This window comes from Hyphomicrobium sp., assembly GCF_019744875.1.
Classification (GTDB): domain Bacteria; phylum Pseudomonadota; class Alphaproteobacteria; order Rhizobiales; family Hyphomicrobiaceae; genus Hyphomicrobium_C.
Genome location: NZ_JAIETU010000002.1, coordinates 502,452 through 527,880, shown reverse-complemented (window position 1 = coordinate 527,880; position 25,429 = coordinate 502,452). Strand labels below are relative to the sequence as shown.

The window sequence follows — 25,429 nt, the reverse complement described above, 5'->3', positions numbered from 1 at the left end:
TTGATGGATGCGATGCGCCGCCCATCCGCCGCGTCCCCGCCAGTCGGACCCGGCCGACTTATCCTCGCCGTTCACCGCTCCAGTAGTTTCGAGACGAGCTTCACCGCATCCCGGCTTATCTTCCGCAAGGACACGGTGACGTTGGCACGATCGAGGGCAGGCGCATGACCACCACCAGGGAACTTGATCGAGCCCGGCTTGCAGGCCCGGGCAGTGCAATGGGGGCAGGAGGCCAAGTCGCCCTGATGTTCGATCTCTCGCGCGCGTCCGATTTGGACCGGAGCATGGACCGGCACGAGCAGACGGCGCGGCGCTCCTTTGCTCTGCCGGATCGCGAGGCGCTGCGGATGCGAACCGTGATCGAAGCCGCCGTCGCCGAAGTGTTTGCCGTTTCGCGCACAGATCTCGGCCGCCCGACGCGCGGCAAAGCCCCGATCGCGCTCGCGCGTCAGGTCGCCATGTATCTCGCGCACGTCTCGTGTGGCTTGAGCCTGACCGACGTCGGCCACATCTTTGCGCGCGACCGGACCACCGTCGCGCACGCCTGCGCCGTTATCGAGGATCGCCGCGACGACGCCGTGTTCGACCGCGCCCTCGAACTGATGGAATGGATCGTCCCGTCGCTCGTGCTCTGGAACGGACTCCACGCGACGAGCGCAGGCTAACCCCGGCCAGACCGAACCCCGGAGATTTCCGACATGACACAAACGTCCTCGTCGCGAGGCCGCGCGTCCGCGCGCGCGCGAAAGCCGCGCCAGGCCCGCCCCGCGCCCAGCCAGCCGACGCGCAACCACGCAGAGAGCCCCATCGCCTGGCTGTTCAGCAGGCGCGACGCCGCCGGCAATCCGCTGATCACCGAAGCCCAGTTCAGCGCCGGAGAACGGCTCAGGCGCGACTTCTCGTTCGCGCAGATGTCTCCGAGCATCACGCAGAGCTGGAGCGCGGCCGGTGGCGCGGGGGGAGGCAAGCGCGGCGCACCGGGGGCGGGCGTCGACATGACGGATCGCGCCATTGCGGCATCCGATCGTGTCCGCCACGCGCTGGAAGCCGTCGGTCCCGAGCTGTCGGGCATTCTGCTCGACGTCTGCTGCTTCCTGAAGGGGCTTGAAGATGCGGAGCGGAAGGCCGGCTGGCCGCAGCGCTCGGGCAAGATCGTGCTGGGCGTGGCGCTCTCGGCTCTCGCGCGCCACTACGGCTTCACGCGCACACCTGACGCGTGCCCACGCGTCGCGCGTGTCCGTCATTGGGGCGCGGACGGCTACCGCCCCGGCATCGACGCAGGGGACGAAACCGAAACCGAAGGCGCGTGAACGCTTGTGCCGCGAGCAGCGGCGTAGACGAGACTAGGCGTCGAGCGCGGCGCGCGCGTCGGCGCGGATCCGCTCGACCATCGATGCGAGCCCGTTCGAGCGCTGCGGCGAGAGATGGTCTTTGAGGCCGAGCGACAAGAACACGGTCTCCGGCTCGATTGCCAGGATCTCCTTGGCTGACTTGCCGTCGTAGAGCGCGAAGATGATGGCGACGAGCCCGCGCACGATGTGCGCATCGCTGTCGCCCTGGAAATGCAGCACCGGGCCATTATCGCCCGAGCCCGCGCGGGTCTCGCTCGCGAGCCACACCTGGCTGGTGCAGCCGCGCACTTTCGTCGCCTCGGTCCGGAGTGCGTCCGGCAGCGGCTTCAGCGTTCGCCCGAGCTCGATGATGTAGCGATACCGATCTTCCCAGTCGTCCAGGAGCTCGAAATCGGACTGGAGACGAGCAATCGTCATAAAGTGTCCTCGCGCCGGGGAGCCCGGATTGGCCCCTCGTCGGACATATAGGAGGCTACGGCGGGATTGTCGCGCTGGTGATGCAACGCGGACGGCGGCGAAACCGCGCGTTTCGCCGCCGAGGTAGGTCGGAGATGACCGGGATGATCCGGAAACGCGAGTGCCGGCGATCAGGCGCCGTTTTCGCGCTCGAGGCCGCGCCAGCCCGGGGCGAGGTCGGTCGGCTGCAGCGTTCCGCGCGCCTTGTCCGAGATCGTCTGCGTGCGCGGCTCCAGGCCGTCCTCCATCGTCGAACGCAGCGCGACGTCATAGGCGAGCTTGCCCGCGAACTGCGCCTTACGCATGAACGCGTCCCACAAACCGCCCGCCGCTTCGCACTGTTGGGCGTTGCGATCGCAGTAGGTGATGGTCCAATGCGCGGCGGTGGCCGCACGCTCGTAAAGGGCGTCCTGCTGCTGCTGATCGGATGGCATCACGGCGACGCCAAGCGACAGAACGACGGCGATCCTGAACAAGGACATGATGGTGCAACTCCGGTCGATACGAATTGGCCTTGGAAGGCCTCGATGGACCGAAGCTACGGGAGAAGGTTTGAGGAAGGCCGGCTCGCAGCGTGACAATTTAAGACGTCATTGAAGCGAGTTAGCCGAAAAAGCGCGTAAAATTTTATGCGTTCGCGGGGCTCGGATTGGAGGGTGGGACAGGCGGGGTTAACGCGATGTTAACAGCCGCTCCACGATACTCTCCCCTCCCGGGGGTGCGAGCAAGAGCAGGCCGACCAAGAGATGACGCCGCTGACAGCGAGGTTCTCGTTCCTGCTTTTCGCAGTCCTGACGGGGGCGATGCTCACGAACCTGTTCGTGCTGCAGCCGCCGGGCCGCATGGCGGCGACCGAGCAGGCTCGCGCACGCACGTCTCCCCAGTCCGGATCCAGCGTCGCGACGGCCGATCAGGCTGTTACGCGCTCAGCCATTGTGCCGCCGATTGAAACCGGAGCGGTGAAGCCACTGCCCGAGACCGCCGACAAAACCGATCTGACGCGCGCCATCCAGCGCGAGCTAAAGGAAAAGGGCTACGAAGCCGGCGCCGTGGACGGCGTGGCCGGCCTCGTGACCCGCGGCGCCATCATGGCCTACGAGGCGGATGCGGGATTGCCGCTGACGGGCGAGCCGCGCCCGGCTCTGTTGCAGCATCTCGTGCTCGGCTCGGCCGATGCAGGATCGTCTGGCGGCGGCGACCGGCAGGCGCCCAGCCCTGAGGCCGAACAGGTGATCCGCGCCGTTCAGAGCGCCTTCCGCCAGCTCGGCTACCTGACGACCGTTCCCGATGGACGCTTGAACGACGCGACGAGACGTGCGATCCGGAAGTTCGAGCTGGACCGGAAACTGAAGGAAACGGGGCGGATCTCGGGCGAGCTGCTGGCCAAACTGGCGAGCGTGGCCGGGGATGCCCTGCGCACAGCGCAGCACTAACAACGCGCACAGCGCAGCACTAACAACGCGCACAGCGCAGCACGGAAGATGCGCACGGGGCAGCATCGCGTGTGCAGCGCCGCCACCCGCTAACGCGTCTCGCGCTGTGCGCGAAGCCATCCAACAAGAAGGCAGAATGCGGCTCAAATCCGAAATCTGGGTCAAGGCTTACGTGCGCCGGATGTCGGCCGGGGGACACCCGTCCTACGTCATCCGCCATGGCGACGACGACGCGGGCGCAATCTACATCCGCATCAATCGTCTCGATGGAACGTCCGCTCTGTTCGGCCCCGCCCCAAGCGGCCTCTCCGGCACCGAGACCGACCGGCGCTGGGTGATGCACTTCAAGGGCGAGCTTCGACCCGATAGCGAAGTGGACAACTATCTCGAGCGCGAGCACCGCACCGACCCGGATCTCTGGCTCGTCGAAGTCGAAAGCCGCGACGGCCAGCACGGCCTCGAAGGCTGGCTCTCGGAAGACTGATCCGCCGCCTGCGCGGCGCGTTCCACCGGCATCGAGCGTGTTGTTCCGGACACGCACATCCGCGCCTCGGTCTGCAGACAGCGGACAGTTAACCTTTCGTTAACCAAAGCAGCAGCGAATTGATGGCACTGCAAGGCGTGCATGTTCCCGTCGTTCGCCGGGCGTGAACCGCGAACGGAAGCCAGGCTTGAGGGAGCCGCAGAGATGGCAAGTGTCGTGGAATTCAAACGGGTCGGGCTGCAAGCACGGCCATCGAGTAGATCTCCGCAAGGGTCGGCGGAAATCGTTCTGTTTCCGGGCGTGCGTTACGAGCGGACAGTCGAGGAAACCTCGCGCTGCAGATCGCGCCGCCGGTCGCGCCAGCGCGATCATCTCGATTTCGAGGACTGAAGCGCTTCTGACATCGAAGCGCCGGCAAAAATCACAACGAGCGCCTGAAACTACCGCGCGGCGGTGCGCCGGTAATGGCACTTCGCGCGCTTGAGCTGAGCGAGCGCACGCGTGCTGTAGGCTTCGCCGCGATCCGGCGCACGCAGCACGGCGAGCCCTTCGTTGGCATGCAGCGTGAGCGCCGTCCCTTCGAGGTTTGCGTCCGGCTGGACGGCGGGACGCCAGGCGGATTCGCCCGGCACAATCAGCAACGACACTTCCGGCCTGCGGCCCGGACCGGCCACGGACGTGAAGAAGTTGTCGCCTGCCGGTGAGTAGAGCGCGAGCACCCAGCCCGGATCGGGAAGCACGGCCGTGATGCTGACGGCCCCATCGGTGGTGTCGAACCGGCACATCGCATAGCGCGCGTCCGACGACATGAACGGCAGCGGCTGCGTGTCCGGCGTGATGTCCGGCAGGAGTTCCATGGAGTTTTCCGGCAGATCCCCGGCCAGGCGGCCATAGGCGGACGTCGGCGTCAGCATCGGCGTCGCGAGCGTCGCCAGGATGTGGAGGATGCCGCTCGCGAACACCGCGGCGGCGGCCAGCGGCACGTTGATCGAGGTGATGCGGGTCCAGAGGCGCTTCAGCATGGCGAGTGTCCTGCCTCCGAAGCGCGCGGCTGTTGCCGGCACACGCAGGAGCAAGCTTCGCTCGGAACCTGGGTGCTCGATGGGGCGAATGTCTCGATCATGGCGCTAGCACGCCTTCCGCACGATGGTCGGCGCGAGCTGGTCGATTTCGCCGTCCTGCGAGATCGTGCGCGTGTCGAGATCGATGACCGTGAACACCAGCACGAGCTTGCCCGCGCCGCCGACGGGGAGCCAGTTGCCTGGATTGGCGTCGCGCGACAGCGCCACGAGATAGCTGCCGTCTGAATTGACGGCGACCGTGTCGCTCGTGAACGCAAAGCGTCCGAGCGTGTTCGGGATCATGCGCCCCTGCGCGTCGTAGACAGCGAGGCTCCACCAGAAGCCGGTCGCCTCGTGCCCTTCGACCGCATAGTGGCAGGACGAATGCAGCGCGCGGCCTTCGTCATCCACGCGCGCGACGTAGGTCTGCGAAACGGCGGTGGTGAGCGGCATGATGCCGAGGCGCGCGGCGTTGGCGCGCGTATAGGGATCGGCGTCCGGCCGCCCCGCCGACGTCCAGGAGACCCACGGCCCGACCGTGACTGTGGTCAGCGAGGATCCGCGCTCCACCATGTACCAGCTCGACCCGAGCCCGAGGATCAGCACGACACCGATGAAGAGCGCCCAGTCGGTGGTGTAGGCGACCAATGCGGCAACGCGCTTGCGCAGCCGGTGGAGCGCGAAGGACAGAGCGTTGAACGTGATGCGCGATCGAAGCGTGGAGGTTGCCATGGATCAGGGAACGCCCGCGGGTGAGAGCGGCGATCGCGCGCCGGATTGAGACGCGAGAGCGGCCGGCTTGCCGCGCGTGTCGAGTTCGGCGCGGTCGCCGCGCGGCGGCGTAGCGGGGCCGGCGGGCCGCCCGTCGATCGGGGTGTGTTGCGGCGCGGTGGTCGGTTCGGCGACACCGGCGGCTTTGCGCAACGCGGTCGTGATGCGCTTCAACGCGTCGCGCGCCTGCGCGGTCATCGTCGGTGAAACACCTTTCGAGCCGTCCCCATCGGCCGCCGCCGTCGGGTTTGCACGCTTGAACTCGGCGATCCGCTGCGCTTCGGCGACTTGCACCGGATGCGGCTCGAGGCCGGGAATGTTGGGAATGTTCATGTCGCGATGCGCGACCGACATGAACGAGTGCCACAGCGGCGCGGCAAGCTGGCCGCCCGTGTTGCCGCCCGCCATGGGCCGGTTGTCGTCGTTACCCAGCCAGACCGATCCGACATACTTGCCGGTGGCGCCGACGAACCAGACGTCCTTGGGACCGGAGCTCGTACCCGTCTTGCCGACGACGTTGGTGAAGTCGAGCGAGGCTTTCTGCGCGGTGCCGTCCGTCACGACGCGCCGCATCATCTGGTTCATGCCTTCGGCCACGTTGACGGGCACGATCTGCGCGGGCTCGGGCTCGTCCGTCTCGCGGCTGTAGACCATCTCGCCCCGCGAGTTGACCACGTCGAGGATGGCGAACGGGCGCGCGCTCTTGCCGCCGTTGATGAACGTGGCGAGGCCGCCCGTGTGCTCGAGCGGCGTGATGCCATAGTCACCGAGCGCCATCGAGCAGGTCTTGCGGATGCCGGTGATGCCGAGCCGCTGCGTCATCTCGATCACCTTCTCGCGCCCGACGGCGAAGGACAGCTCGGCCGCGACCGTGTTGAGCGATTTCGCGAGCGCCATCCAGAGCGGCATGCGTCCCCCGCCGCCATGGCTGCCGCCATAGTTCTGGGGGTGCCACCGGCCGCAGGTGCGCGACGCATCGCGCACGACGGTGTCCGGCTTGTATCCGTTTTCGAGTGCGGCGGCGTAGACGTAGATCTTGAACGACGAGCCCGGCTGGCGGCGCGCATGCGTGGCGCGGTTGAACTGGCTCTCGCCGTAGTCCGGGCCGCCGACGAGCGCGCGCACGGCGCCGTCCGGTTCCATGGCGACGAGGGCGCCGGAGTTGATGCGCAGGCTGCGGCCGCGCTGCTTAAGGAAGGTGACGAGCGCTTCGTCGGCCTGCTTCTGGAGCGTGAGATCGACAGTCGTGCGCGCGGTCAGAACGTACTGGTTCTTGCCTTCCGTGAGGCGCTGCACCTCCTCGTACGCCCAGTCGAGGAACCAGTCCGGACTGGTGGTCGCGCGCGTCTCGACGATCTGCGCGGGGTGGAGACGCGCTTCGTGAACCTGCGCGGCCGTGTAGAAGCCCGCCTCGACCAGGTTCTGCAGCACTTCGTTTGTGCGCGCGCGCGAAGCCGGCAGGTTGACGTGCGGGGCATACTTCGTGGGGGCTTTGTAGAGGCCCGCCATCATGGCGGCTTCGGCGAGGTTCACCTCGCGCACCGACTTGCCGAAGTAAAACTGCGCCGCCGCTTCGACACCGAACGCGCCGCCGCCGAGATAGGCGCGGTCGAGATAGAGCTTCAGGATCTCGCGCTTGGTGAACCGTGTCTCGAGTAGGAGCGCGAGAAACGCTTCCTTGATCTTGCGGTCGATCGAGCGCTCCGACGAGAGGAACAGGTTCTTGGCGAGCTGCTGCGACAGCGACGAGCCGCCCTGCACCACGTCGTTGGCGCGCAGGTTCTCGACGAGCGCGCGCGCCGTGCCGAGCACGTCGATGCCGAAATGCTCGAAGAAGCGCCGGTCTTCGGTTGCGAGCGTGGCCTTGATGATGGCGTCGGGAATTTCCTCGAGCGGCACCGCATCGTTATGCAGAATGCCGCGCTGGCCGATCTCGTTGCCGGCCGCGTCGAGAAACTTCACGCTGTACTGGCCGGTGAGAAAGCGCCCTTCGTCGAAATCGAGGAAGGCGGGGAGCGCGAGCGCGTAGAGAACGAAGAAGCCACCCACCGCAAGCGTCAGGCACTCGGAGGCTGCTTCGCTGGCGAGGCGTTTGCCGCCCGTGAGCTTGAAGCGCGCAAAGAAGCTCGAGCCCGCGTCCCAGATATCCTTGGCGCGCGACCAGAACTCGGACACGGAGGAATCGAGGCGCGAGTCGAGCGCCATCCAGTCGATGCCGTCGCGTCGTCCGCGCTTGAAGAACCAGTCGCTCAAGCCTGCCGCCCCGTTTTGCCGATCGAACACGCCGGTCAAAAAACACACCGGAGACGAAACACCATGAGCGCCGCAGGCTCCGGTGCCGCGGCGGGACTCAAATCATCGCCCCGCATTATGGTTATTTATGCGCCCACCGGAAGGCGGCGCAGCGCAAACATCGCGCTCCGACGCTTGGATTCGCACGGGATTTTTGCGTGGCGCCTGAAAGATATCCCCGCGGCAAGACACCGATCTATTCTGGCGTGTTGAGTAATCGAAGTAGTTATTCTGATAAAAAGAAGACCAGGCAAATAAAACGTGCGCATGTCGCCAAAAGTATTTGACAGCGCAACGGTCGTTATGTAGTATTTTGGCATGGTCGAACTTGTGTCTGGCGCGAAGTTGCGCGGGATCATGTGTCGGCATCTCGCATCGGGACGGCTTACGTCCGCGAAGGCCCAGATTTCGCGCTTGAACAGCGCTCCTCTCCTGAAAATTTGAACACGAAACCAAGCGGTGTGGCGGCGGCATGCAGGTCGGCGACGAAACGTGGGCCGAGGTGCGCCTCGCGTACGCCGACGGCTCGGTGCCCCTCAAGGACATCGCCGCTCGCTTCGGCCTGACACCGCAACGCATCGGCGCGAAAGCCAAGAAGGAGGGTTGGGCGCGGTCCCCTGGGCCCAAACCGGGCAGGCGTAGCAAGGCCTCAACGCCAGGCGTGGCCGCTCCGGCCCAGCCTGAGAGCGCATCCGCCGCCCTCGCAACACCGTCAAACGCCGCCAAGCCGCGCGGCGCGCTGCCGACCAAGACCGCGCAGAGGGCCGTCATCGCGCGCCTCTATCGCGCCATCACAGTGAAGCTCGAGCATATGGAGAAACGCATGGCGAGCGGTGAGGACCGTTCGGCCCAGGACGAGGAGCGCGAAAGCCGCGCCCTCGCGACCCTTATCAGCAACTTCGAGAAGGTCACGGAGGCCGTCGCTGAATTGGAAGACAACCGGGGAGCAAGCCGCGCCAGAAGCGCGGCCGGAACCGATGCGGAGCGCATGCGCCGCGAAATTGCGGAGCGTCTTGAACGCCTCGGCGGAGGCGGGCCGATTGCCCGAGGTCCTGGCGGGTCTCGATCTTGAGACGCTCGCGTTCATTCTCGGCGACTGGCAGGTCTGGGCGCGCGATGATCAGCTTCCCCCGCGCAACGCTGCCGGTGGCGGCGACTGGCGCGTCTGGCTGATCCTCGGCGGGCGCGGCGCGGGCAAGACGCGGGCGGGCGCCGAGTGGGTGCGCGCCAAGGCGCTCGGCATCGCCCCGCTCGGAGCGGAGCCTGCGCGCCGCATCGCCCTGATCGGCGAAACGCTGGGCGATGTGCGGCGCGTGATGATCGATGGCGTCTCGGGCCTGCTCGCGATCCATGCCGATGGCGAGCGCCCCGAGCTTGAGATTACGAAGGCCCAGCTCGTCTGGCCGAACGGGAGCATCGCGCAGATGTTCTCGGCCGAGGATCCGGACAGTCTGCGCGGGCCGCAATTCGATGCGGCATGGTGCGATGAGCTCGCCAAGTGGCGTCGCGCCGAGGAGACCTGGGACATGCTTCAGTTCGGCATGCGTCTCGGATCGTCCCCGTCGATCGCGGTGACGACGACGCCGCGCCCGCTGCCGATGTTGAAGGCGATCATGGCTGATCCCGCGACCGTCATCACGCGCGCGGCCACAGTCGCCAACGCCGCGCATCTGGCGCCGGCCTTCATTGCGGAAATGGAGCGGCGCTATGCGGGCACCGCGCTCGGCCGGCAGGAGCTGATGGGCGAGATCGTCGACGAGCAGTCCGGCAGCCTGTGGCGCCGCGACTGGATTGAGCGCCATCGCGTCAAGGAATGTCCGGAGCTGACGAGCATCGTCGTCGCCGTCGATCCGCCGGTGACTGCGACCGCCAACTCGGACGCGTGCGGAATTGTCGTGGCCGGGCTCGGCGCGGACGGGCGCGCCTACATCGCGGCCGACCGTTCATTGCAGGGCCGCGAGCCGCACGTCTGGGCACGCGCCGCCGTGCGGGCCTATCAGGAGTTCATGGCCGATCGCGTCGTGGCCGAGGTCAACCAGGGCGGCGATCTCGTGATCGCAATACTTCGCCAGATCGACGAGACGGTCGCGGTGCGCACCGTGCGCGCCACGCGCGGCAAGTGGCTGCGCGCCGAGCCGGTGGCCGCGCTCTACGCCGAGGGCCGCATCGCGCATGTGGGCCTGCACGCGACACTCGAAGAACAGATGCTCGCCTTCGGCGCCGACGGATTGTCTCGCGGCCGCAGCCCCGACCGCGTCGATGCGCTGGTCTGGGCCATTACGGATCTGATGCTCGACCGCGCCGCCGCACCGTCCATCCGGCAACTTTGAAGTAGGCAACGGGCAGCAGGCAACAGGCAGCCGGAAATCGCGATTGCTCTGCTGCCCGCTGCCGGCTGCCCTGCTGCCCATCTCACGAAGGACTCCTGCATGCCGCGTATTCTTGAGACGCTGGCGGGACTTTGGTCTCGCCCGGCGATGCCAGATGCTGCCTTGCGCAGCGCCGTCGCGCACGAAGAGAAGGCCAGCGCCACCGGTCCGCTCATCCTGCTCGAAACGCTCGGCCGCCCGGTGTGGACGCCGCGCGACTACGAGGCCTTCGCCCGCGAAGGCTTCATGCAGAACGCCATCGTCTACCGCGCCGTGCGCATGATCGCAGAGGCCGCCGCCTCCGTGCCGCTCCTCCTCTATGAAGGCGACGACGAGCAGGAGCATCATCCGCTGCTCGATCTCCTTGCGCGCCCGAGCCTCGACCAGACCGGCACGGATTTTCTCGAAGCCTGGTATGGCTACCTGCTCGTCGCCGGCAATGCCTATGTGGAAGCGGTCGCACTCGACGGCAAGCTCCGTGAGCTGCACGCACTGCGCCCCGACCGCATGAAGGTGGTGCCCGGCGCCGAGGGATGGCCCGAGGCCTACGAGTACACGTGCGGCGGGCGCACGATCCACTTCGAGGAGGAGCCGGTTTCGGGCGTGCGCGCGATCCTGCACGTGCGCCTGTTCCATCCGGTCAACGACCACTACGGTATGAGCCCCATCGAGGCCGCGGCGCAGGCCATCGACATCCACAACACGGCCGGCCGCTGGAACAAGGCGCTGCTCGACAATTCCGCGCGGCCCTCGGGCGCGCTCGTCTACGGCGGCGCTGACGGGCGCATGTCGCCTGAGCAGTTCGAGCGTCTGAAGGCCGAGCTGGAGGATGGCTTCCAGGGCCCGAAGCGCGCCGGGCGTCCGCTGCTCTTGGAGGGCGGTCTCGACTGGAAGCCGCTGTCGCTCTCGCCCAAGGACATGGACTTCATCGCGGCGCGCAACGGGGCCGCGCGCGAGATCGCGTTGGCGTTTGGCGTGCCCCCGATGCTGCTCGGCATCCCGGGCGACAACACGTTTTCCAACTACCAGGAAGCGCAGCGCGCCTTCTGGAGAAGTACCGTGCTGCCTCTCGTCACGCGTACGGCGAAGGCGCTGGCGTCGTGGCTGGCGCCTGCTTGGAATACGTCGCTAGAGTTGCGTCCCGACCTCGACCAGATCGAGGCGCTGACGAGCGAGCGTGAGGCCTTGTGGGCTCGCATCGAAAAGGTGAGCTTCCTCACCTTGAACGAGAAGCGCGCGGCAGTCGGCTACACGCCCCTCGAAGAGCCGCCGCCCGCTGCGACGGAAAGCGAACAATCGTCCGTTTTAAGAAAGTATCGCCCCGACCAAGCCCGCGCGCCTCGCGGCGACGCCGACGGCGGCCAGTGGGTGGACGAGGGCGGCGGATCAGGTGGTGGAAGCGGCAGTCGCCTCGGCACGAGCGTCGCGAGCGGCGTCGGCGCGCCGCGAAGAAAGAAGCCAACCGAAGCGGGAACTCAAGTCGCCAATAGAGCTAAGCTTCTTCAGGAATTGGCGCGTCGTCTTTTGGCAGCCAAACCGAAGGTTCCGGAAAAGCTCCCTGACTTTCTTACGAAGAAGCCTACGCCGGGAAAAATCACTGGCAAGCTGGACGACGTGACCCCAGACGAGCGGCGCTTCTTCGAGGAGATGCGCGACCTCGGCAACGAAGTGGAGATTGTACCGAGAGGCGCTGGGCGGACACCGGATGTGAAACTGAACGGCAAGCCCCATGAGCTAAAAACGGTATCGGGTGTCAAGAGAACGGATGAAGAGGGATTATCATCTGCAATATCGAGTCGAATCCTGGACGCACGCGGTCAGGCGCGAGACATTGTCGTCAACGCCAGAGATCAGGCGGGAATGACACGTGATGTGGCAGAGCGGGCCATTAAGCGCGCGTTCGGTGTCGATGCCCAAAAAGGCGGAATAGATAGTATTACGATATTCACCCCCCAAGGACCTATATCAACAGTGAGGAAACCGTGAGTCATGGCAAGCGTCCCGACTAAAGAGGAAATGCTGAGCCGCATTTCCATCCACCTCAGGCGTCGCAGTAACAGCGACACAGTCACTCTTCTCTGGAAAGGTTATCTCGCGGCATTGATGGAGTGGGGCTTTTTTGAGCCGCACGAATATGACGAACTGAGCAATCAGCTCGGTGACTTGGGTAATGAGGAGCTTCGAGAAGTATTTCTGGGGTTCCCCGATGAGTATGAAAGCGACTAGTCACGCCCCGACCTCGATCAGATCGAAGCGCTGACGAGCGAACGCGAAGTGTCCTGCCGGAGGCAGGCATCCCAAACGACAAGCGTGCGACACCAATGACGTGTTCGGGTGTTCGAGCCTTCAATGCTGGAGCGAGTATCCTGCAATGATTGAGATGAAGCGCAGTCGTCGCGATGCACCTGAGGATACCGTCTCGAATTATATCGAAACGATATCTTACTACATCGATAGCGACGGTGAGAGCCTTTGGCGAATAGTTCCCGGCGGCCGAACATTCGGCTTCGATGGGGACGAGCTTGCGGAGTTCGTGCGGCTATGCGTATTGCGCCTCCTCGAAGCTGGTGCGGTTGCCGTGCGCCATGCCGACGAAGGTCCTCTCAATTGGGTCGAGCAAACGCAATACGGCTCGTCGAACGAGGAGGTCGCGGATGCGATTGTCGCGGAATGGCTAGAGGCGGGCGGTGGTGATCCAGAGTGGCATTGGCTTTGGTTCGTGACGCGTGGCGTGTTGGAAACTGATCGTCGTGAGCCGGCGGATATCCCAAATCGGGCTGAGTAGCCGAGACGTCGCCCGATGCTGCATATGCGAGCCGCCGGCTGCGGGTCTCCATTGGAAACCGCTGTCGCTCTCGCCGAAGGACATGGACTTCATCGCGGCCCGGAATGAGGATCCACTGCGATGATTGATCTCAGCCGTTCTCATTCCAGGTATTCAGCAAGACAATATTTGCAGTGGCTGCCGAACGAAATCGACGGGGATGGTGAGTCGTGGTTCAGGATTGCAAACGCTGCGCAGCATCTAGGGTATGAGCGTGAGGAGTTGCAGGAGTTCCTGCGGCTCTGCATGTTGAGACTTCTGGACTCGGGGGCGGTCCCGGTTCTGTTCGCTGCCGAGGGCCCGTTGACTTGGGTCGAACAGATCAACTATGGCTCGACCAATGAGGAACGTGCAGCCGCGATTGTAGCGGAGTGGGTCGCGAAGGGTTCGCCACGTCCAGAATGGGACGATCTCTGGTTTGTGACGCGCCGCGTCCTCGAAACCAGTCGCCGCTGACAGGCAGGTCCCGCAAAGTCAGAGTGACCAGATCGAGGCGCTGACGAGCGATTTTCATGCTCATTAGAAACCGTCTGGAACATCCGCCGAACCGAACGCGCCAATGAGCGCCCGCTGAAAGCCCGAGCCCCGCTCGGGCTTTTTTGTTTGGCGGGCCGCTGGGCGTAACCGCACGAAACTCGAAAACAATCCGGAGATGAACCGCATGGCCATTCGCGCATGGGAACGGGCAGGATTTGCGATGCCGCCTTCCGAGCATCTTCCCGTGCCCGAGGTGAAGTTCACGTCCCTCGACTTCAAGCGGGCGGATATCGACGGCACGTTCGAAGGCTATGCGAGCCTCTTCAATCGCGAAGATCTCGGCCGCGACGTCGTACTGCCGGGCGCCTTCCGCGAGAGCCTCGCGCAACGCGGCGCACGCGGTGTGAAGCTGCTCTACCAGCACGACGCAAACCAGCCGATCGGCATCTGGACGACGCTGCAGGAGGACAGCCGCGGGCTCTATGCCCAGGGCCGCCTGATGCGCGATGTGGCCCGCGCGCGTGAGGTGATGGCGCTGATGCGAGTGGGTGCGCTGGACGGCCTCTCCATCGGCTTCAAGGCGGCGCGCGCGCGGCGCGATCGCGTGACCGGAGTGCGCCGCCTCGAAAAAATCGACCTCTGGGAAATCTCGATCGTGACCTTTCCGCTGCTGCCGGACGCGCGGATCACGTCGGCCAAACAGACACCGTTCTCGGCGGCTCCCCCGACCGAGCGGGAATTCGAACGCTGGCTCACGCGGGATGCTGGGCTGACGAGAAGCGAGGCGCGCGCGGTGCTCCGCGGCGGCCTCGCGGGCCTCAAGGCTTTGCGGGATGCGAGCTCGGGCCAATCGGACGAGGCGCGTCTCGCGGTCCGTATACGCGACGCCGCGCGCGCTCTCTTCAAGCAATGATCTCAATCGCATCCAAGAGGAAGAAATCATGACAGACCCCACCCAACTCGAAACGAAGTCCGGCGGCAGTGTCGGCGCGGCGTTCGAGGAGTTCATGCGCGCCTTCGAGAGCTACAAGGACGCAAACGACGAGCGCCTGGCCGATCTCGAGCGCCGCTCCGCCTCCGATCCGCTGATCGACGACAAGCTCGCCCGCCTCGACCGGGCCCTCGACGAAACCAAGCGCGTCGCCGACGCCCTGGCCGTCAAGGCGCAGCGCCCGCATCTCGGCGGCGCGAGCACGCTCGAGACGACGGCGGTGCGCGACCATCGGCGCGCCTTCAACGACTACGTGCGCAAAGGCGAGACCGCGAACCTGTCGCGCCTCGAAGCCAAGGCGCTCGCCGTCTCGACGAATGCGGGCGCAGACGGCGGCTATCTCGTACCGGACGAGACCGAGCGCGCCGTCATTTCGGCGCTGAAGGATATCTCTCCGATCCGCTCCATCGCCTCGGTGCGGCAGGTGTCGGGCTCCGTGTACAAGAAGCCCTTCGCCATCACGGGTGCGGTCACGGGCTGGGTCGCGGAGACGGCGGCGCGCACGCAGACGGCCACCCCGACGCTCGATGAGCTGACCTTCCCGACCATGGAGCTCTATGCCATGCCGGCGGCCACCTCGACGCTCCTCGACGACAGCGCCGTCAACATCGACGAGTGGATCGCCGAGGAGGTGCGCGACACCTTCGCCCAGCAGGAAGGCACGGCGTTCGTCTCGGGTAACGGCAGCGCCAAGCCGAGGGGCTTTCTCGACTACACCAAGGTCGCCAACGGCTCCTGGGCTTGGGAGAACATCGGCTACATCACGACCGGCGTCGACGGGGCGTTTCCGGCCAGCAATCCGGCCGACAAGCTGATCGACCTCATCTACACGGTGAAGGCAGGCTACCGCGGCAACGGCACGTTCGTGTTCAATCGCGGCACGCAGGCGGCGATCCGCAAGATGAAGGACGGCGACGGCCACTACGTGTGGCAGCCGGCGGCCAGCGCGGGCGAGCCGTCGCTGCTGTTGGGCTATCCGGTCGTCGAGTCCGAGGATATGCCGGCGATGGCCGAGGACAGCTACTCGGTGGCGTTCGGCGATTTTCGGCGCGGCTATCTGATCGTCGACCGCGTCGGCATCCGCGTGCTGCGCGATCCGTTCTCGTCGAAGCCGTACGTGCTCTTCTACACGACCAAGCGCGTCGGCGGCGGCGTACAGGACTTCAACGCCATCAAGCTCCTGAAGTTCGAAGCGTAGCAGAAGCGAGTCTTCACCTCCCCCTGTGTGGGGGAGGTGGGGATTGCGTACCAACAGCCGTTGGGGTTCCACCCACCCCGGCCCTCCCCACGAGGGGGAGGGAGAAGTGAGTGTAACCCACACGGCGGAGCGCCTACTGCGCGTGAGCGCAGGTTTGTCTCAGCCCCGAAGGGGCCGGGAGCGTCTTGGCGAAGCCAAGCTTCGCTTGGATGCGACCCGGCCGAAGGCCGCCCCCGCGGAGCGCCTACTGCGCGTGAGCGCACAACCAACTCCCGGCGGGCCTCCTCCCTCCCGCCGGGCCAGAGCGAAGCCGCCGGTTCCCCCTCCGGCGGCTTCGCTCGTTAGAGGCCCGAAAAAAGAAAGACGCCAGCATGTCCCTCGCTTTGACGAGCGGGCCCGCCGTGGAGCCGGTTACGGTCTCCGAGGCGAAGGCCCATCTGCGCCTCGATGGTTCCGCTGAAGACATTCTGATCGCGAGCCTGATCGTCACCTCGCGTCTGCACGTCGAAGCCGCGCTGGGGCTCGCGCTGATCACGCAAGGCTGGCGGCTGACGCTGGATCAATGGCCGCCGGGCCGCGAGCCGGTGCGTTTTCCATTGCGCCCCATTGCGGCGGTGACGTCCGTCACGCTCTACGACGCGAACGGCGACGCAACGCTCATCACGAGCGATCGCTACTTGCTCGACGGCCAGGCCTTGTCGCCGCGCCTGATCCCGAACGGCGGATGGACGGCGCCGGGACGGGCGCACGCCGGAATTGAAATCGAGTTCGAGGCCGGCATCGGGGCAATCGCCGCCGATGTTCCCGCACCGATCCGCCACGCCATCCTGCTGCTCGTGGCGCACTGGTACGAGCACCGCGATCCGCTCGAAATCGGCCAGGCCGCCGCTCTGATCCCGGCAGCCGTTTCGGATCTGCTCAAGCCCTATCGCGAGGTGCGGCTATGAGCGTGACCATCGGAGACATGCGTCATCGCCTGCAGCTCGAAGCGCCCCTGACAAGCGCGGATGGCGGCGGTGGCGTGACGCGCACGTGGTCGCTCGTTGCGGAAGTCTGGGCCGCGCTCCAGCCGGTTTCGGGCAACGAGGTGAGCGAGGCGGACGGCGTCTCGGGACGCGTCAGCCATGAGATTTGGATCAGGTATCGCACGGGCGTGCTGCCCGAGATGCGCTTCAGGCTCGGCACGCGGGTGTTCGAGATTCGGAGCGTGATCGACACGGGCGAAAGGCATCGGTTCCTGCGCTGCCTGGCCGAGGAGCGCATCGCATGAAGATATCCGCCGACGTCGTGGGGCTCGGCTTTGCCCATGTGGCGAGCCGCGTCGAGGACATTCGCCGCCGCGCCATCGCGCGCCGGGAGGCAGAACGCGCCGCGCGGGAAGCGCGAGCCGCGATGAGGCGCGACGTGCGCCTGATGACCGAGCGGCGCGCGCAGGAGTTGGCCGACGGCAAGCGAGGCAGCCCATGAGCAGTCCCGCTTGGGAGTTACAGAAGGCAATCTTTGCCGCGCTCATAGCAGACGCGCCCTTGCTGGCGCTGCTCGGCGGCGCGCGTGTTTACGACGACGTGCCGCGCGGGGCAGCGCTTCCGTACGTTTCGTTTGGGCCGAGCACCACGCGCGACTGGAGCACCGGCACGGAAACCGGCAGCGAGCACGTCGTGACGCTCCGCGTCTGGTCGAAAGCCGGCGGAGAGAAGCAGGTGCATCTCGTGCTCGAAGCCATTCGGACGGCATTGCACGACGCGTCGCTTGTGCTGGCGGGCCACCGCCTCATCAGCTTGCGACACGAATTGAGCGACGCGGCGCGTGGATCGGACGGCGAGATTTACGCTGGCGTCGCGCGCTTCCGCGCCGTCACCGAACCGACGGCCTGATGCGAAGCGCGCGACCACGCGCGTGAGCGAACAACCACGTTGCGGCAACGCAGCCCGGGAGCGTCTTGGCGAAGCCAAGCTCCGCTTGGACGCGACCCGGCGCGAGTGCGCCGCCCCAGCGGAGCGCAAGCGCGCCGTCTTTGACGGCGCGCGACCAGGCGCGTGAGCGACAATAAAGGAGACCAAACATGGCGGCACAGAAAGGCAAAGACCTTCTCCTGAAGGTCGACAGCAACGGCGCGGGCAGCTTCACGACGGTTGCGGGATTGCGATCGCGCGCGGTGGCGTTCAACGCCGAAAGCGTGGACATCACGCACCAGGAAAGTGTGGGGCAGTGGCGTGAGCTTCTGGCGGGCGCGGGCGTGCGATCGGCCCGGATCTCGGGGTCGGGCATTTTCAAGGATGCCGCGTCGGATGCGCTCATCCGCAGTTACGTATTCGATGGCACCATCCGCGACTGGCAGGTGGTCGTGCCCGATTTCGGAACGGTCGAGGGCGCGTTCCAGATTTCATCGTTCGAGCTGACCGGCAGGCACGACGGCGAGGTGAGCTTCGAGCTTTCCCTCGAATCCGCTGGCGAGCTGACGTTCGCCGCCGCGTAGCTGCAGCAACGAACTAAGGAGGACAGCATGCCAAACCGGCACCGGGGCGAGATCGACGCCGTGCTCGACGGCAAGACGTATCAGCTCTGCCTCACGCTGGGCGCGCTCGCCAATCTCGAGGCGGCGTTCGGCGAGGAGGACATGCTTGCGCTCGCCACGCGCTTCGAGAAGGGGCGCATTTCGGCGCGCGACTGCCAGCGCATTATCGGCGCGGGCCTGCGCGGCGGAGGCTTCGACGTCACGGATCAGGCCGTGGCCGCCATGCGCACGGAGGGCGGGGCGGCGGGATACGTCGACATCGTTGCGCGTCTGCTGGCCGCGACGTTCTCGGCAGCACCCGGAACGGAACCGGGTGAAGCCGCGAGGGGAGAGGCAAACGGCCCTTTCCCTGGGACGACGTGATGGCGGTCGGCTTCGGTCTGCTGGGGCTGGAGCCGCGCGCGTTCTGGAGCTTCACACTGGCCGAGCTCAACGCGGCCGTTCGCGGACGCTTCGGCACGGCGTCGATCGAGCGGCCCCTGTCACGCCGGGATCTGAGCGCGCTCGAACAGCGCTACCCCGATACGCAACGCCCAACAATCGAAGGATAAGCGCGCATGGATGCCAACCAGCCGGTTGAAACGTGGACGGTCGCCATCAACGCCGACACGACGGCGCTGCAGACGGAGCTGCGCCAGGCCGCGAGCATGGGGCGGCAGTTTTCGAGTGCGCTGATCGGCGCCTTCGAGGGGATCGCCATCAAAGGCAAGAACGTCGGCGACGTGCTGCGCACCCTCGCACTGCGTCTTTCCGACATCGTGCTCAAGGCCGCATTGAAACCGCTGGAGCAGGGGTTTGGAAACCTAGTGTCCGGGCTTGTCTCGGGCGGCCTCGGCTTTGCCAAGGGCGGCGCGTTCCAGGGCGGGATGCCAGTGCCGTTCGCCTCGGGCGGCGTGATCCAGAGCCCGATTGCATTTCCACTCGCGGGCGGCCGCTACGGCATCGCGGGCGAGCGCGGCGCGGAAGCCATCATGCCGCTCTCGCGCGGCCCGGACGGCCGTCTCGGTATCGCATCGCGCGGCGGCGGAGGCGTGCAGGTCACCGTCAACGTCCAAGCCCAGGACGCGCAGAGCTTCTTGAAATCGGAAACGCAGGTTGCCGCCATGCTGAGCCGCGCCGTCTCGCTCGGTCAACGCAATCTGTAGGCAGCAGGCACTTCCCGACGACCGACTGCCTCACTGCCTACTGCCAATCCGGAGGATCCCATGTCCTTTCACGAGATCCGCTTTCCGACCGCGATTTCGCGCGGGGCGCAGGGCGGTCCGGAGCGTCGCACGGACGTCGTCGTGCTCGGCTCCGGCTACGAGGAGCGCAACAGCCGCTGGGCCAACTCGCGCAGGAGCTACAACGCGGGCTACGGCGTGCGCTCGCTCGATGCGCTGCATGAGGTGATCGCCTTTTTCGAGGAGCGGCGTGGACGCTTCCACGGGTTCCGCTGGCGCGATCATGCGGATTGGAAATCCGGCCCGCCCGGCGCTGCCACGACGCCGCTCGATCAGGTCATCGGCACCGGCACCGGAGCGGCGCTGACGTTCCAGCTTAAAAAGACCTACGGCGCCGCGCACGCGCCCTACGCGCGCGATATCAAAAAGCCTGTGTCAGGCACCGTGAAAATCGCGGTCGCCGGCGCGACCAGGACCCTCGGCACGCACTTCACCGTCAACGCCTCAACCGGGCTCATCACGTTTGCGGGCGGGCAAGCGCCTGCCAATGGCGCGCTCGTCACGGCGGGCTTCGAGTTCGACGTGCCGGTGCGCTTCGATACCGACAAGCTCGAGATCAACCTGTCCGGCTTTCAGAGTGGCGCCATTCCGAGCATTCCCGTGGTGGAGATCCGCCTATGAAGCAGCTCGAAAGCGGGCTTGCCGCACACATTGCAACGGGGGCGACGACGCTGTGCTGGTGTTGGCGGCTGGTGCGCCGCGACGGCACGGTGCAGGGCTTCACCGATCACGACCGCGACGTGGTGTTCGACGGAACGACGTTCGAAGCCGCCAGCGGCATGACGGCAAGTGAAATGCGGGAGTCGGTCGGGCTCAGCGTCGACAACCTCGAGATCACGAGTGCGGTCACGTCCGACAGCCTGGATGAGGAAGATCTGGCGGCTGGCGTCTACGACGATGCGTCGGTCGAGATCTTCCGCGTCAACTGGACGGCGCCCGCGCAACGCGCTCTCATGCGCAGCGGCAACCTCGGCGAGGTCAAGCGCAGCGGCATCGTGTTTGCGGCTGAAGTGCGCGGCCTTGCCCATCGGCTCGGCGAAACGAAGGGGCGGCTGTTTCAATACGCCTGCGATGCCGATCTCGGCGATACGCGCTGCGGGATCGGCCTCACCAATCCGGCCTATCGCGGCACGGGCGCGATTGTGAGCGTCCAGAGCCCGCGGCGCTTTACGGTGAGCGGTCTCTCGGCCTTCCAGGATGCGTGGTTCACGCACGGGCTATTGACGTTCACGTCGGGCGCGGCCAGCGGCCAGGCCATCGAAGTGAAGAGCCACGGCAAGGCCGGCGGTGTCGTGACGATTGAAATCTGGAGTCGCGCGCGTCTGCCTTTGACGCCGGCGCAGACATTCACGATCACGGCCGGATGCGACAAGCGCGTTGAGACCTGCCAGGCGAAGTTCGCCAACGTCGCGAACTTCCGCGGCTTCCCCGACATGCCCGGCAACGACTTCCTGACGGCCATTCGCCGGCCCGGCAAATCGCGCTGAGGACTAACCATGGCCAATCTGACAGGACCGCGCCCCGCACCACTCTCTCTTGCGAGAGCCGGGGAGGGAGAAAGCCAGCACGCGCGCGAGATCCGCCCAACGCCTGACGACGTGGTCGCGGCCGCGCGAAGCTGGATCGGAACGCCCTATCATCATCAGGCGAGCCTGAAGGGTGTGGGTACGGATTGTCTCGGGCTCATTCGCGGCGTCTGGCGCGATCTCTACGGCACGGAAGCGGAGCGCCCGCCGGGCTACTCGCGCGACTGGGGTGAGGCGAGCGGAGAGGAAACGCTGATCGCAGCCGCCACGCGCCACCTCGTCCGCAAGGACATCGCGCGAGCAACGCCCGGAGACGTGCTCGTTTTTCGCATGCGGGAAGGCGCCGTCGCCAAGCATGCGGCCGTGCTCGCGACGCCGGGCACCATCGTGCACGCCATCGAGGATCGCCTGGCGGCCGAGATTCCGTTCACCGCATGGTGGCGCCGCCGCGTCGCCGCCGTTTACTCCTTTCCTGGGATTGAGACCTGATGGCCACGCTCGCACTCGCAGCCGTCGGCGCCGCCGCCGGCGGAGCTCTGCTGCCGACCGGCCTCTCCGTGCTCGGCATGACGCTGACCGGCGCCACCATAGGCAGCCAGATCGGCGCGTTCGCGGGATCCTACATCGACAACGCGCTGTTCGGCGCGTCGGGCCAGAAACGCAGCGTCGAGGGGCCGCGCCTTTCCGATCTGCACATCACGTCGTCGACCGAAGGCGCGCCGATCCCGCGGCTGTTTGGGCGCGCCCGCCTCGGCGGCCAGATCATCTGGAGCGACGACATTCGCGAGACGATCCGGACGTCGCGCTCGGGCGGCAGCGGCAAGGGCGCGCCGCAGTCCGGCCCCGTGACGGAAACGACCGAGTACAGCTATTCGGCCACGTTCGCCGTGGCGCTGGCCGAGGGTGAGATCAGCGGCATCGGCCGCATCTGGGCCGACGGCGCGGAGCTCGACCTCTCGCGGCTCACCTATCGTCTTCATGAGGGAAGCGAAACGCAGGCGCCCGATCCGGCGGTCGTCGCCATCGAGGGCGCGGCGCGCGCGCCCGCCTATCGCGGTCTCGCCTACGTCGTCTTCGAGAACATGGCGCTTGCGGATTTTGGCAATCGCATCCCGCAGCTCTCATTCGAAGTGCACCGCTCCGTCGAGCCGTTCGGAGAGGACATCAAGGGCGTCGTGCTGATCCCAGGATCGGGAGAATTCGTCTACGCGACGAGCGCCGTTTCGAAATCCATCGGCCGGGGCATCTCGGATGCCGAGAACGTTCACACCAAGCAGGGCGGCGCGGATTGGAACGTCGCGATCGATCAGCTTCAGGCAACACTGCCGAATGCGAAATCCGTGTCGCTGGTCGTGAGCTGGTTCGGCACGGATTTGCGCGCGGCGCAATGCCGGATCAAGCCCGGCGTCGACACCACCGCCAAGGTCACGACGCCCGTGACATGGAGCGCAGCCGGACTCACGCGCGCGACGGCTCATCTCGTCAGCCAGAAGGACGGCCGGCCCGCGTATGGCGGAACGCCGTCGGATGCGTCTGTCGTCCAGGCGATTACCGACCTCAAGGCGCGCGGCCTGAGCGTCGTGCTGACGCCGTTCATTCTGATGGACGTGGCGGACGGCAACGCGCTGCCGGATCCCTATAGCGCGGCGGCGTTCCAGCCCTCCTATCCGTGGCGCGGTCGCATCACGTGCTATCCCGCGCCGGGCCGTCCGGGCACGGCGGACAAGACGGCGACCGCCGCCAGCCAGATCGCGGCCTTCGTCGGCACCGCGGCGATCGGACATTTTTCCATCTCAGGCACGAACGTCACCTACTCCGGTCCCAACGAGTGGACGTTCCGGCGCATGGTGCTGCACAACGCGCACCTGGCCAAGGCGGCGGGCGGCGTCGATGCGTTCGTCATCGGCACCGAGTTGCGCGGGCTAAGCTGGGTTCGCAGCGCCGCGTCCACCTATCCGTTCGTCACGGCGCTGATCGCGCTTGCAGCAGACGTGAAGACCGTGCTCGGGCCAGGCACGAAAGTCGTCTACGCCGCCGACTGGTCGGAGTACTTCGGCCACCACCCGGGCGACGGCACGGGCGACGTCTATTTTCATCTCGATCCGCTCTGGGCCTCCGCCGGCATCGACGCCATCGGCATCGATCTCTACTGGCCGCTTGCCGATTGGCGTGACGGCACGACGCATCTCGATGCGCAGGCCGGCGCGAGCGCCATCTACGATGGAGACTACCTGCGCGCCAACGTGGCCGGCGGCGAGGGCTATGACTGGTATTACGCCAACACGTCGAACCGCGAGCTGCAGGTGCGCACGGCGATCACGGATGGGCATGGTAAGCCGTGGGTCTTTCGCTACAAGGACATCAAGTCGTGGTGGCTCAACCTCCATCACAACCGCCCGGCGGGCGTGCCGAGCGGATCGCCCACCGCGTGGGTGCCGCAGTCGAAGCCGTTCTGGTTCATGGAGATCGGCTGCCCCGCAGTCGACAAGGGCGCCAACCAGCCGAACGTGTTCATCGACCCGAAGAGCGCCGAGTCCGCCTATCCCTATTTCTCGCGTGGCGTACGCGACGACCTGGTGCAGCGCCGGTATCTGATGGCGCTGATCGATGCCTTCGATCCGGCGAGCCCGCGCTACGTCACGGGGCTCAATCCCGTATCGAGCGTGTACGGCGCGCGCATGGTCGATCTGGCGCGCATCCACGTCTATTGCTGGGATGCGCGGCCTTATCCGGCCTTCCCCTACAACCTTGAAATCTGGAGCGACGGCGAGAACTGGCGGCTCGGCCATTGGCTCAACGGACGCTTCTCGGCCGCCCCGCTCGCCGAGCTGGTCGACCAGATCATGACGGACTATGGCGTCTCAGGCCCCGATGCGTCGAAGCTTGCGGGCGTCGTGCCGGGCTACGTCATCGACCGCCTGATGTCACCGCGCGATGCCTTGCAGCCGCTCGAGCTGGCCTACTTCTTCGACAGTCTCGAAAGCGAAGGGCGCATTCTGTTCCGCCATCGTGGAGCCGCAGCCCCCGTGCTCGACCTGACGGAGGACGATCTCGTCGAGGAGCGCGCGGGCGATGCGCTCGTGACGCTGACGCGCGCGCAGGAAACGGATCTGCCCGCCTCCGCCAAGGTCAACCACATCGCGGCGAGCGGCGACTACCGGCAGGCCGTATCCGAGGCGCGCCGTCTTGCGGGCGCGAGCGGGCGCGTGGCGCGCGCCGACCTGCCTATCGTGCTGGAGCACGAGAGTGCGTCGCAGATCGCGGACTCATGGCTGTTCGAAGCCTGGGCCGCGCGCGAGCGGGCGGCGTTCAAGTTGCCGCCGAGCGCGCTTGCCATCGAGCCGGGTGATGTCGTCTCCGTCGACAAGGGCGGATCGAGCCTGCTCGTGCGTGTGACGGAGGTGGGCGAGCGCGGCCTGCGGGAAATCGAAGGCCGGAGCATCGATCCCGATGTCTACGGTGGCGTTGCCCCGCGCCCGCGTGGAAGCCCGGTCGACACGCCAGTCTTCGAAGGCGCGCCGTATCTCGAATTTCTCGACCTGCCGCTCCTGCGCGGCGATGAAGCGCCGGACGCCGGATATGTCGCGGCGTTCCAATTGCCCTGGCCGGGCGCGATTGCGGTTTATGGCTCGCCCGAGGTCGCGGGCTACGATCTGCGTGCGCGCCCGCTGGCTCCCGCCGTCATGGGCGAGACGCTCGATCCGTTGCCGCGGGGCGTCGTGGGCCTTTTGGATCGCGGCACGCGCGTGCGCGTCAAGCTCGGCAGCGGCGCGCTGGAATCGGTGACGCGCACGCAACTGCTGGCTGGCCGTAACGCCGCCGCGATCCGCAATCCGGACGGCGGTTGGGAGGTGCTGCAATTCGAAACGGCGACCCTCGTCGGCGCGAGCACGTATGAATTGTCGAACCTGCTGCGTGGGCAGGCCGGCACCGAGAACGAAATGCGCGCACCCCTCGCGGCAGGCGCATCGTTCGTGCTGCTCGGCCCGGAGGTCACAGCCGTGCCGCTCGCGGCGGGCGAGGTCGGCGCTCCGCTCAATTGGCGCTACGGTCCTGCCACGCGCGACATCTCTCACGCGTCCTATCAGACGGCGATCCATGCTTTTACGGGCCGCGGGCTGCGCCCGCTGTCTCCGGCGCACGTTCGTGCAGCACGGAGCGCGGGCGACATCGCGATGACCTGGAAGCGGCGGACCCGCATCGGCGGCGACAACTGGGGCGCAACGGAAGTGCCCCTCGCCGAGGACAGCGAGCGCTACGAGGTCGATGTGCTGTCCGGCCTTTCGGTTGTGCGGACGCTGTCCGTCACGGCGCCCGCGTGCGCGTATTCCGCCGCGCACCAGACGGCCGATTTCGGCGCGCCGCAAAGCACACTGTCGGTCGCGGTCTATCAGATCAGCGCCACCTATGGCCGCGGTACGCCGAAGATCGCCGTCGTCTAGCTAACGAACAACGAG

29 protein-coding genes are annotated in these 25,429 nt (G+C 66.4%); 24 read left to right on the top strand and 5 right to left on the bottom strand.

Annotated features, from left to right (window positions below):
* Positions 1 to 164 precede the first annotated feature (164 nt).
* Together K2Y42_RS02585 and K2Y42_RS02580 are read left to right on the top strand one after the other, a co-directional pair.
* Positions 165 to 665 (top strand): helix-turn-helix domain-containing protein, encoded by a 501-nt coding sequence (locus K2Y42_RS02585; RefSeq protein ID WP_291148090.1) that lies wholly within the window; start codon positions 165 to 167, stop codon positions 663 to 665.
* 33 nt (positions 666 to 698) lie between these two features.
* A complete protein-coding gene (locus K2Y42_RS02580; RefSeq protein WP_291148088.1) occupies positions 699 to 1,310 on the top strand; it encodes a DUF6456 domain-containing protein in 612 nt (203 codons plus the stop codon).
* 33 nt (positions 1,311 to 1,343) lie between these two features.
* Here the strand turns inward: K2Y42_RS02580 and K2Y42_RS02575 are convergent, their stop codons facing one another.
* Together K2Y42_RS02575 and K2Y42_RS02570 are read right to left on the bottom strand one after the other, a co-directional pair.
* Positions 1,344 to 1,769: a SufE family protein gene (locus K2Y42_RS02575; RefSeq protein WP_291148086.1), complete on the bottom strand. Its 426-nt coding sequence runs from the start codon at positions 1,767 to 1,769 to the stop codon at positions 1,344 to 1,346.
* A 170-nt stretch (positions 1,770 to 1,939) separates the two neighbouring features.
* The gene (locus K2Y42_RS02570; protein ID WP_291148084.1) at positions 1,940 to 2,290 is read right to left on the bottom strand and encodes a hypothetical protein; all 351 of its coding nucleotides are present in this window, start codon (positions 2,288 to 2,290) and stop codon (positions 1,940 to 1,942) included.
* 264 nt (positions 2,291 to 2,554) lie between these two features.
* On the opposite strand from K2Y42_RS02570, the gene K2Y42_RS02565 reads away from it, so the two are divergent.
* Both K2Y42_RS02565 and K2Y42_RS02560 read left to right on the top strand, forming a co-directional pair.
* The gene (locus tag K2Y42_RS02565; protein WP_291148082.1) at positions 2,555 to 3,241 is read left to right on the top strand and encodes a peptidoglycan-binding domain-containing protein; all 687 of its coding nucleotides are present in this window, start codon (positions 2,555 to 2,557) and stop codon (positions 3,239 to 3,241) included.
* Between the two features lie 136 nt (positions 3,242 to 3,377).
* Positions 3,378 to 3,725 (top strand): DUF1491 family protein, encoded by a 348-nt coding sequence (locus tag K2Y42_RS02560; RefSeq protein ID WP_291148080.1) that lies wholly within the window; start codon positions 3,378 to 3,380, stop codon positions 3,723 to 3,725.
* 440 nt (positions 3,726 to 4,165) lie between these two features.
* Here K2Y42_RS02560 and K2Y42_RS02555 read toward each other — a convergent pair whose 3' ends face one another.
* The 3 genes from K2Y42_RS02555 to K2Y42_RS02545 all read right to left on the bottom strand — a co-directional run bounded on the left by K2Y42_RS02555 (position 4,166) and on the right by K2Y42_RS02545 (position 7,810).
* On the bottom strand, positions 4,166 to 4,747 hold the full coding sequence (locus K2Y42_RS02555) for a hypothetical protein (protein WP_291148079.1): 582 nt from the start codon (positions 4,745 to 4,747) through the stop codon (positions 4,166 to 4,168).
* A 105-nt stretch (positions 4,748 to 4,852) separates the two neighbouring features.
* Positions 4,853 to 5,518, bottom strand: a complete 666-nt coding sequence (locus tag K2Y42_RS02550) for a DUF1214 domain-containing protein (RefSeq protein WP_291148077.1) — start codon at positions 5,516 to 5,518, stop codon at positions 4,853 to 4,855.
* 3 nt (positions 5,519 to 5,521) lie between these two features.
* On the bottom strand, positions 5,522 to 7,810 hold the full coding sequence (locus tag K2Y42_RS02545) for a PBP1A family penicillin-binding protein (protein ID WP_291148075.1): 2,289 nt from the start codon (positions 7,808 to 7,810) through the stop codon (positions 5,522 to 5,524).
* A gap of 511 nt (positions 7,811 to 8,321) precedes the next feature.
* Here K2Y42_RS02545 and K2Y42_RS02540 point away from each other — a divergent pair.
* The 20 genes from K2Y42_RS02540 to K2Y42_RS02440 all read left to right on the top strand — a co-directional run bounded on the left by K2Y42_RS02540 (position 8,322) and on the right by K2Y42_RS02440 (position 25,414).
* Positions 8,322 to 8,921 carry a hypothetical protein gene (locus K2Y42_RS02540; RefSeq protein WP_291148074.1) on the top strand — a complete coding sequence of 200 codons (600 nt, stop codon included), beginning with the start codon at positions 8,322 to 8,324 and terminating at the stop codon, positions 8,919 to 8,921.
* Positions 8,827 to 10,179, top strand: a complete 1,353-nt coding sequence (locus tag K2Y42_RS02535; RefSeq protein ID WP_291148072.1) for a terminase family protein — start codon at positions 8,827 to 8,829, stop codon at positions 10,177 to 10,179. Before K2Y42_RS02540 ends, K2Y42_RS02535 begins: the two co-directional genes overlap by 95 nt.
* A gap of 99 nt (positions 10,180 to 10,278) precedes the next feature.
* Complete coding sequence (locus K2Y42_RS21245) at positions 10,279 to 12,204, top strand: phage portal protein (protein ID WP_366512330.1); 1,926 nt, start codon at positions 10,279 to 10,281, stop codon at positions 12,202 to 12,204.
* A 3-nt stretch (positions 12,205 to 12,207) separates the two neighbouring features.
* On the top strand, positions 12,208 to 12,444 hold the full coding sequence (locus K2Y42_RS02520; protein WP_291148070.1) for a hypothetical protein: 237 nt from the start codon (positions 12,208 to 12,210) through the stop codon (positions 12,442 to 12,444).
* 145 nt (positions 12,445 to 12,589) lie between these two features.
* Positions 12,590 to 13,003 (top strand): hypothetical protein, encoded by a 414-nt coding sequence (locus K2Y42_RS02515; protein WP_291148068.1) that lies wholly within the window; start codon positions 12,590 to 12,592, stop codon positions 13,001 to 13,003.
* A 120-nt stretch (positions 13,004 to 13,123) separates the two neighbouring features.
* Complete coding sequence (locus K2Y42_RS02510; RefSeq protein ID WP_291148066.1) at positions 13,124 to 13,498, top strand: hypothetical protein; 375 nt, start codon at positions 13,124 to 13,126, stop codon at positions 13,496 to 13,498.
* A gap of 205 nt (positions 13,499 to 13,703) precedes the next feature.
* Positions 13,704 to 14,432 carry an HK97 family phage prohead protease gene (locus K2Y42_RS02505; protein WP_291148064.1) on the top strand — a complete coding sequence of 243 codons (729 nt, stop codon included), beginning with the start codon at positions 13,704 to 13,706 and terminating at the stop codon, positions 14,430 to 14,432.
* A 28-nt stretch (positions 14,433 to 14,460) separates the two neighbouring features.
* Positions 14,461 to 15,708, top strand: coding sequence for a phage major capsid protein (locus tag K2Y42_RS02500; RefSeq protein WP_291148062.1), 1,248 nt, complete (start codon positions 14,461 to 14,463; stop codon positions 15,706 to 15,708).
* Between the two features lie 371 nt (positions 15,709 to 16,079).
* Entirely contained in the window at positions 16,080 to 16,655 is a 576-nt protein-coding gene (locus K2Y42_RS02495) for a head-tail connector protein (protein WP_291148060.1), read from the top strand.
* Entirely contained in the window at positions 16,652 to 16,978 is a 327-nt protein-coding gene (locus tag K2Y42_RS02490; protein ID WP_291148058.1) for a phage head closure protein, read from the top strand. The genes K2Y42_RS02495 and K2Y42_RS02490 overlap by 4 nt, the downstream gene beginning before the upstream one ends.
* Positions 16,975 to 17,175, top strand: coding sequence for a hypothetical protein (locus K2Y42_RS02485; RefSeq protein WP_291148056.1), 201 nt, complete (start codon positions 16,975 to 16,977; stop codon positions 17,173 to 17,175). Before K2Y42_RS02490 ends, K2Y42_RS02485 begins: the two co-directional genes overlap by 4 nt.
* Entirely contained in the window at positions 17,172 to 17,582 is a 411-nt protein-coding gene (locus K2Y42_RS02480; protein WP_291148054.1) for a DUF3168 domain-containing protein, read from the top strand. Before K2Y42_RS02485 ends, K2Y42_RS02480 begins: the two co-directional genes overlap by 4 nt.
* A 188-nt stretch (positions 17,583 to 17,770) precedes the next feature.
* Positions 17,771 to 18,184, top strand: a complete 414-nt coding sequence (locus K2Y42_RS02475) for a phage major tail protein, TP901-1 family (RefSeq protein WP_291148052.1) — start codon at positions 17,771 to 17,773, stop codon at positions 18,182 to 18,184.
* A 27-nt stretch (positions 18,185 to 18,211) separates the two neighbouring features.
* Positions 18,212 to 18,586: a gene transfer agent family protein gene (locus tag K2Y42_RS02470; RefSeq protein WP_291148050.1), complete on the top strand. Its 375-nt coding sequence runs from the start codon at positions 18,212 to 18,214 to the stop codon at positions 18,584 to 18,586.
* On the top strand, positions 18,586 to 18,774 hold the full coding sequence (locus K2Y42_RS02465) for a phage tail assembly chaperone (protein WP_291148049.1): 189 nt from the start codon (positions 18,586 to 18,588) through the stop codon (positions 18,772 to 18,774). The genes K2Y42_RS02470 and K2Y42_RS02465 overlap by 1 nt, the downstream gene beginning before the upstream one ends.
* Before the next feature lie 6 nt (positions 18,775 to 18,780).
* Positions 18,781 to 19,368 (top strand): phage tail tape measure protein, encoded by a 588-nt coding sequence (locus tag K2Y42_RS02460; RefSeq protein ID WP_291148047.1) that lies wholly within the window; start codon positions 18,781 to 18,783, stop codon positions 19,366 to 19,368.
* Positions 19,369 to 19,428: 60 nt separating this feature from the next.
* Entirely contained in the window at positions 19,429 to 20,067 is a 639-nt protein-coding gene (locus tag K2Y42_RS02455; RefSeq protein ID WP_291148045.1) for a DUF2460 domain-containing protein, read from the top strand.
* Positions 20,064 to 20,933, top strand: coding sequence for a DUF2163 domain-containing protein (locus tag K2Y42_RS02450; RefSeq protein WP_291148043.1), 870 nt, complete (start codon positions 20,064 to 20,066; stop codon positions 20,931 to 20,933). The genes K2Y42_RS02455 and K2Y42_RS02450 overlap by 4 nt, the downstream gene beginning before the upstream one ends.
* A gap of 9 nt (positions 20,934 to 20,942) precedes the next feature.
* Positions 20,943 to 21,461: an NlpC/P60 family protein gene (locus K2Y42_RS02445; RefSeq protein WP_291148041.1), complete on the top strand. Its 519-nt coding sequence runs from the start codon at positions 20,943 to 20,945 to the stop codon at positions 21,459 to 21,461.
* Positions 21,461 to 25,414 carry a glycoside hydrolase/phage tail family protein gene (locus K2Y42_RS02440; RefSeq protein ID WP_291148039.1) on the top strand — a complete coding sequence of 1,318 codons (3,954 nt, stop codon included), beginning with the start codon at positions 21,461 to 21,463 and terminating at the stop codon, positions 25,412 to 25,414. The genes K2Y42_RS02445 and K2Y42_RS02440 overlap by 1 nt, the downstream gene beginning before the upstream one ends.
* Positions 25,415 to 25,429 lie beyond the last annotated feature (15 nt).

Excerpts from the sequence above, each read along its gene's own strand:
- K2Y42_RS02535 (WP_291148072.1), top strand. The coding sequence starts at position 8,827 with ATGCGGAGCGCATGCGCCGCGAAATTGCGGAGCGTCTTGAACGCCTCG.
- K2Y42_RS02450 (WP_291148043.1), top strand. The coding sequence starts at position 20,064 with ATGAAGCAGCTCGAAAGCGGGCTTGCCGCACACATTGCAACGGGGGCG.
- K2Y42_RS02570 (WP_291148084.1), bottom strand. The coding sequence starts at position 2,290 with ATGTCCTTGTTCAGGATCGCCGTCGTTCTGTCGCTTGGCGTCGCCGTG.
- K2Y42_RS02460 (WP_291148047.1), top strand. The coding sequence starts at position 18,781 with ATGGATGCCAACCAGCCGGTTGAAACGTGGACGGTCGCCATCAACGCC.
- K2Y42_RS02485 (WP_291148056.1), top strand. The coding sequence starts at position 16,975 with ATGAAGATATCCGCCGACGTCGTGGGGCTCGGCTTTGCCCATGTGGCG.
- K2Y42_RS02580 (WP_291148088.1), top strand. The coding sequence starts at position 699 with ATGACACAAACGTCCTCGTCGCGAGGCCGCGCGTCCGCGCGCGCGCGA.
- K2Y42_RS02510 (WP_291148066.1), top strand. The coding sequence starts at position 13,124 with ATGATTGATCTCAGCCGTTCTCATTCCAGGTATTCAGCAAGACAATAT.
- K2Y42_RS02565 (WP_291148082.1), top strand. The coding sequence starts at position 2,555 with ATGACGCCGCTGACAGCGAGGTTCTCGTTCCTGCTTTTCGCAGTCCTG.
- K2Y42_RS02490 (WP_291148058.1), top strand. The coding sequence starts at position 16,652 with ATGAGCGTGACCATCGGAGACATGCGTCATCGCCTGCAGCTCGAAGCG.
- K2Y42_RS02445 (WP_291148041.1), top strand. The coding sequence starts at position 20,943 with ATGGCCAATCTGACAGGACCGCGCCCCGCACCACTCTCTCTTGCGAGA.
- K2Y42_RS02480 (WP_291148054.1), top strand. The coding sequence starts at position 17,172 with ATGAGCAGTCCCGCTTGGGAGTTACAGAAGGCAATCTTTGCCGCGCTC.
- K2Y42_RS02550 (WP_291148077.1), bottom strand. The coding sequence starts at position 5,518 with ATGGCAACCTCCACGCTTCGATCGCGCATCACGTTCAACGCTCTGTCC.
- K2Y42_RS02540 (WP_291148074.1), top strand. The coding sequence starts at position 8,322 with ATGCAGGTCGGCGACGAAACGTGGGCCGAGGTGCGCCTCGCGTACGCC.
- K2Y42_RS02560 (WP_291148080.1), top strand. The coding sequence starts at position 3,378 with ATGCGGCTCAAATCCGAAATCTGGGTCAAGGCTTACGTGCGCCGGATG.
- K2Y42_RS02515 (WP_291148068.1), top strand. The coding sequence starts at position 12,590 with ATGATTGAGATGAAGCGCAGTCGTCGCGATGCACCTGAGGATACCGTC.
- K2Y42_RS02440 (WP_291148039.1), top strand. The coding sequence starts at position 21,461 with ATGGCCACGCTCGCACTCGCAGCCGTCGGCGCCGCCGCCGGCGGAGCT.
- K2Y42_RS02520 (WP_291148070.1), top strand. The coding sequence starts at position 12,208 with ATGGCAAGCGTCCCGACTAAAGAGGAAATGCTGAGCCGCATTTCCATC.
- K2Y42_RS02500 (WP_291148062.1), top strand. The coding sequence starts at position 14,461 with ATGACAGACCCCACCCAACTCGAAACGAAGTCCGGCGGCAGTGTCGGC.
- K2Y42_RS02495 (WP_291148060.1), top strand. The coding sequence starts at position 16,080 with ATGTCCCTCGCTTTGACGAGCGGGCCCGCCGTGGAGCCGGTTACGGTC.
- K2Y42_RS02475 (WP_291148052.1), top strand. The coding sequence starts at position 17,771 with ATGGCGGCACAGAAAGGCAAAGACCTTCTCCTGAAGGTCGACAGCAAC.
- K2Y42_RS02585 (WP_291148090.1), top strand. The coding sequence starts at position 165 with ATGACCACCACCAGGGAACTTGATCGAGCCCGGCTTGCAGGCCCGGGC.
- K2Y42_RS02470 (WP_291148050.1), top strand. The coding sequence starts at position 18,212 with ATGCCAAACCGGCACCGGGGCGAGATCGACGCCGTGCTCGACGGCAAG.
- K2Y42_RS21245 (WP_366512330.1), top strand. The coding sequence starts at position 10,279 with ATGCCGCGTATTCTTGAGACGCTGGCGGGACTTTGGTCTCGCCCGGCG.
- K2Y42_RS02575 (WP_291148086.1), bottom strand. The coding sequence starts at position 1,769 with ATGACGATTGCTCGTCTCCAGTCCGATTTCGAGCTCCTGGACGACTGG.
- K2Y42_RS02555 (WP_291148079.1), bottom strand. The coding sequence starts at position 4,747 with ATGCTGAAGCGCCTCTGGACCCGCATCACCTCGATCAACGTGCCGCTG.
- K2Y42_RS02465 (WP_291148049.1), top strand. The coding sequence starts at position 18,586 with ATGGCGGTCGGCTTCGGTCTGCTGGGGCTGGAGCCGCGCGCGTTCTGG.
- K2Y42_RS02505 (WP_291148064.1), top strand. The coding sequence starts at position 13,704 with ATGGCCATTCGCGCATGGGAACGGGCAGGATTTGCGATGCCGCCTTCC.
- K2Y42_RS02455 (WP_291148045.1), top strand. The coding sequence starts at position 19,429 with ATGTCCTTTCACGAGATCCGCTTTCCGACCGCGATTTCGCGCGGGGCG.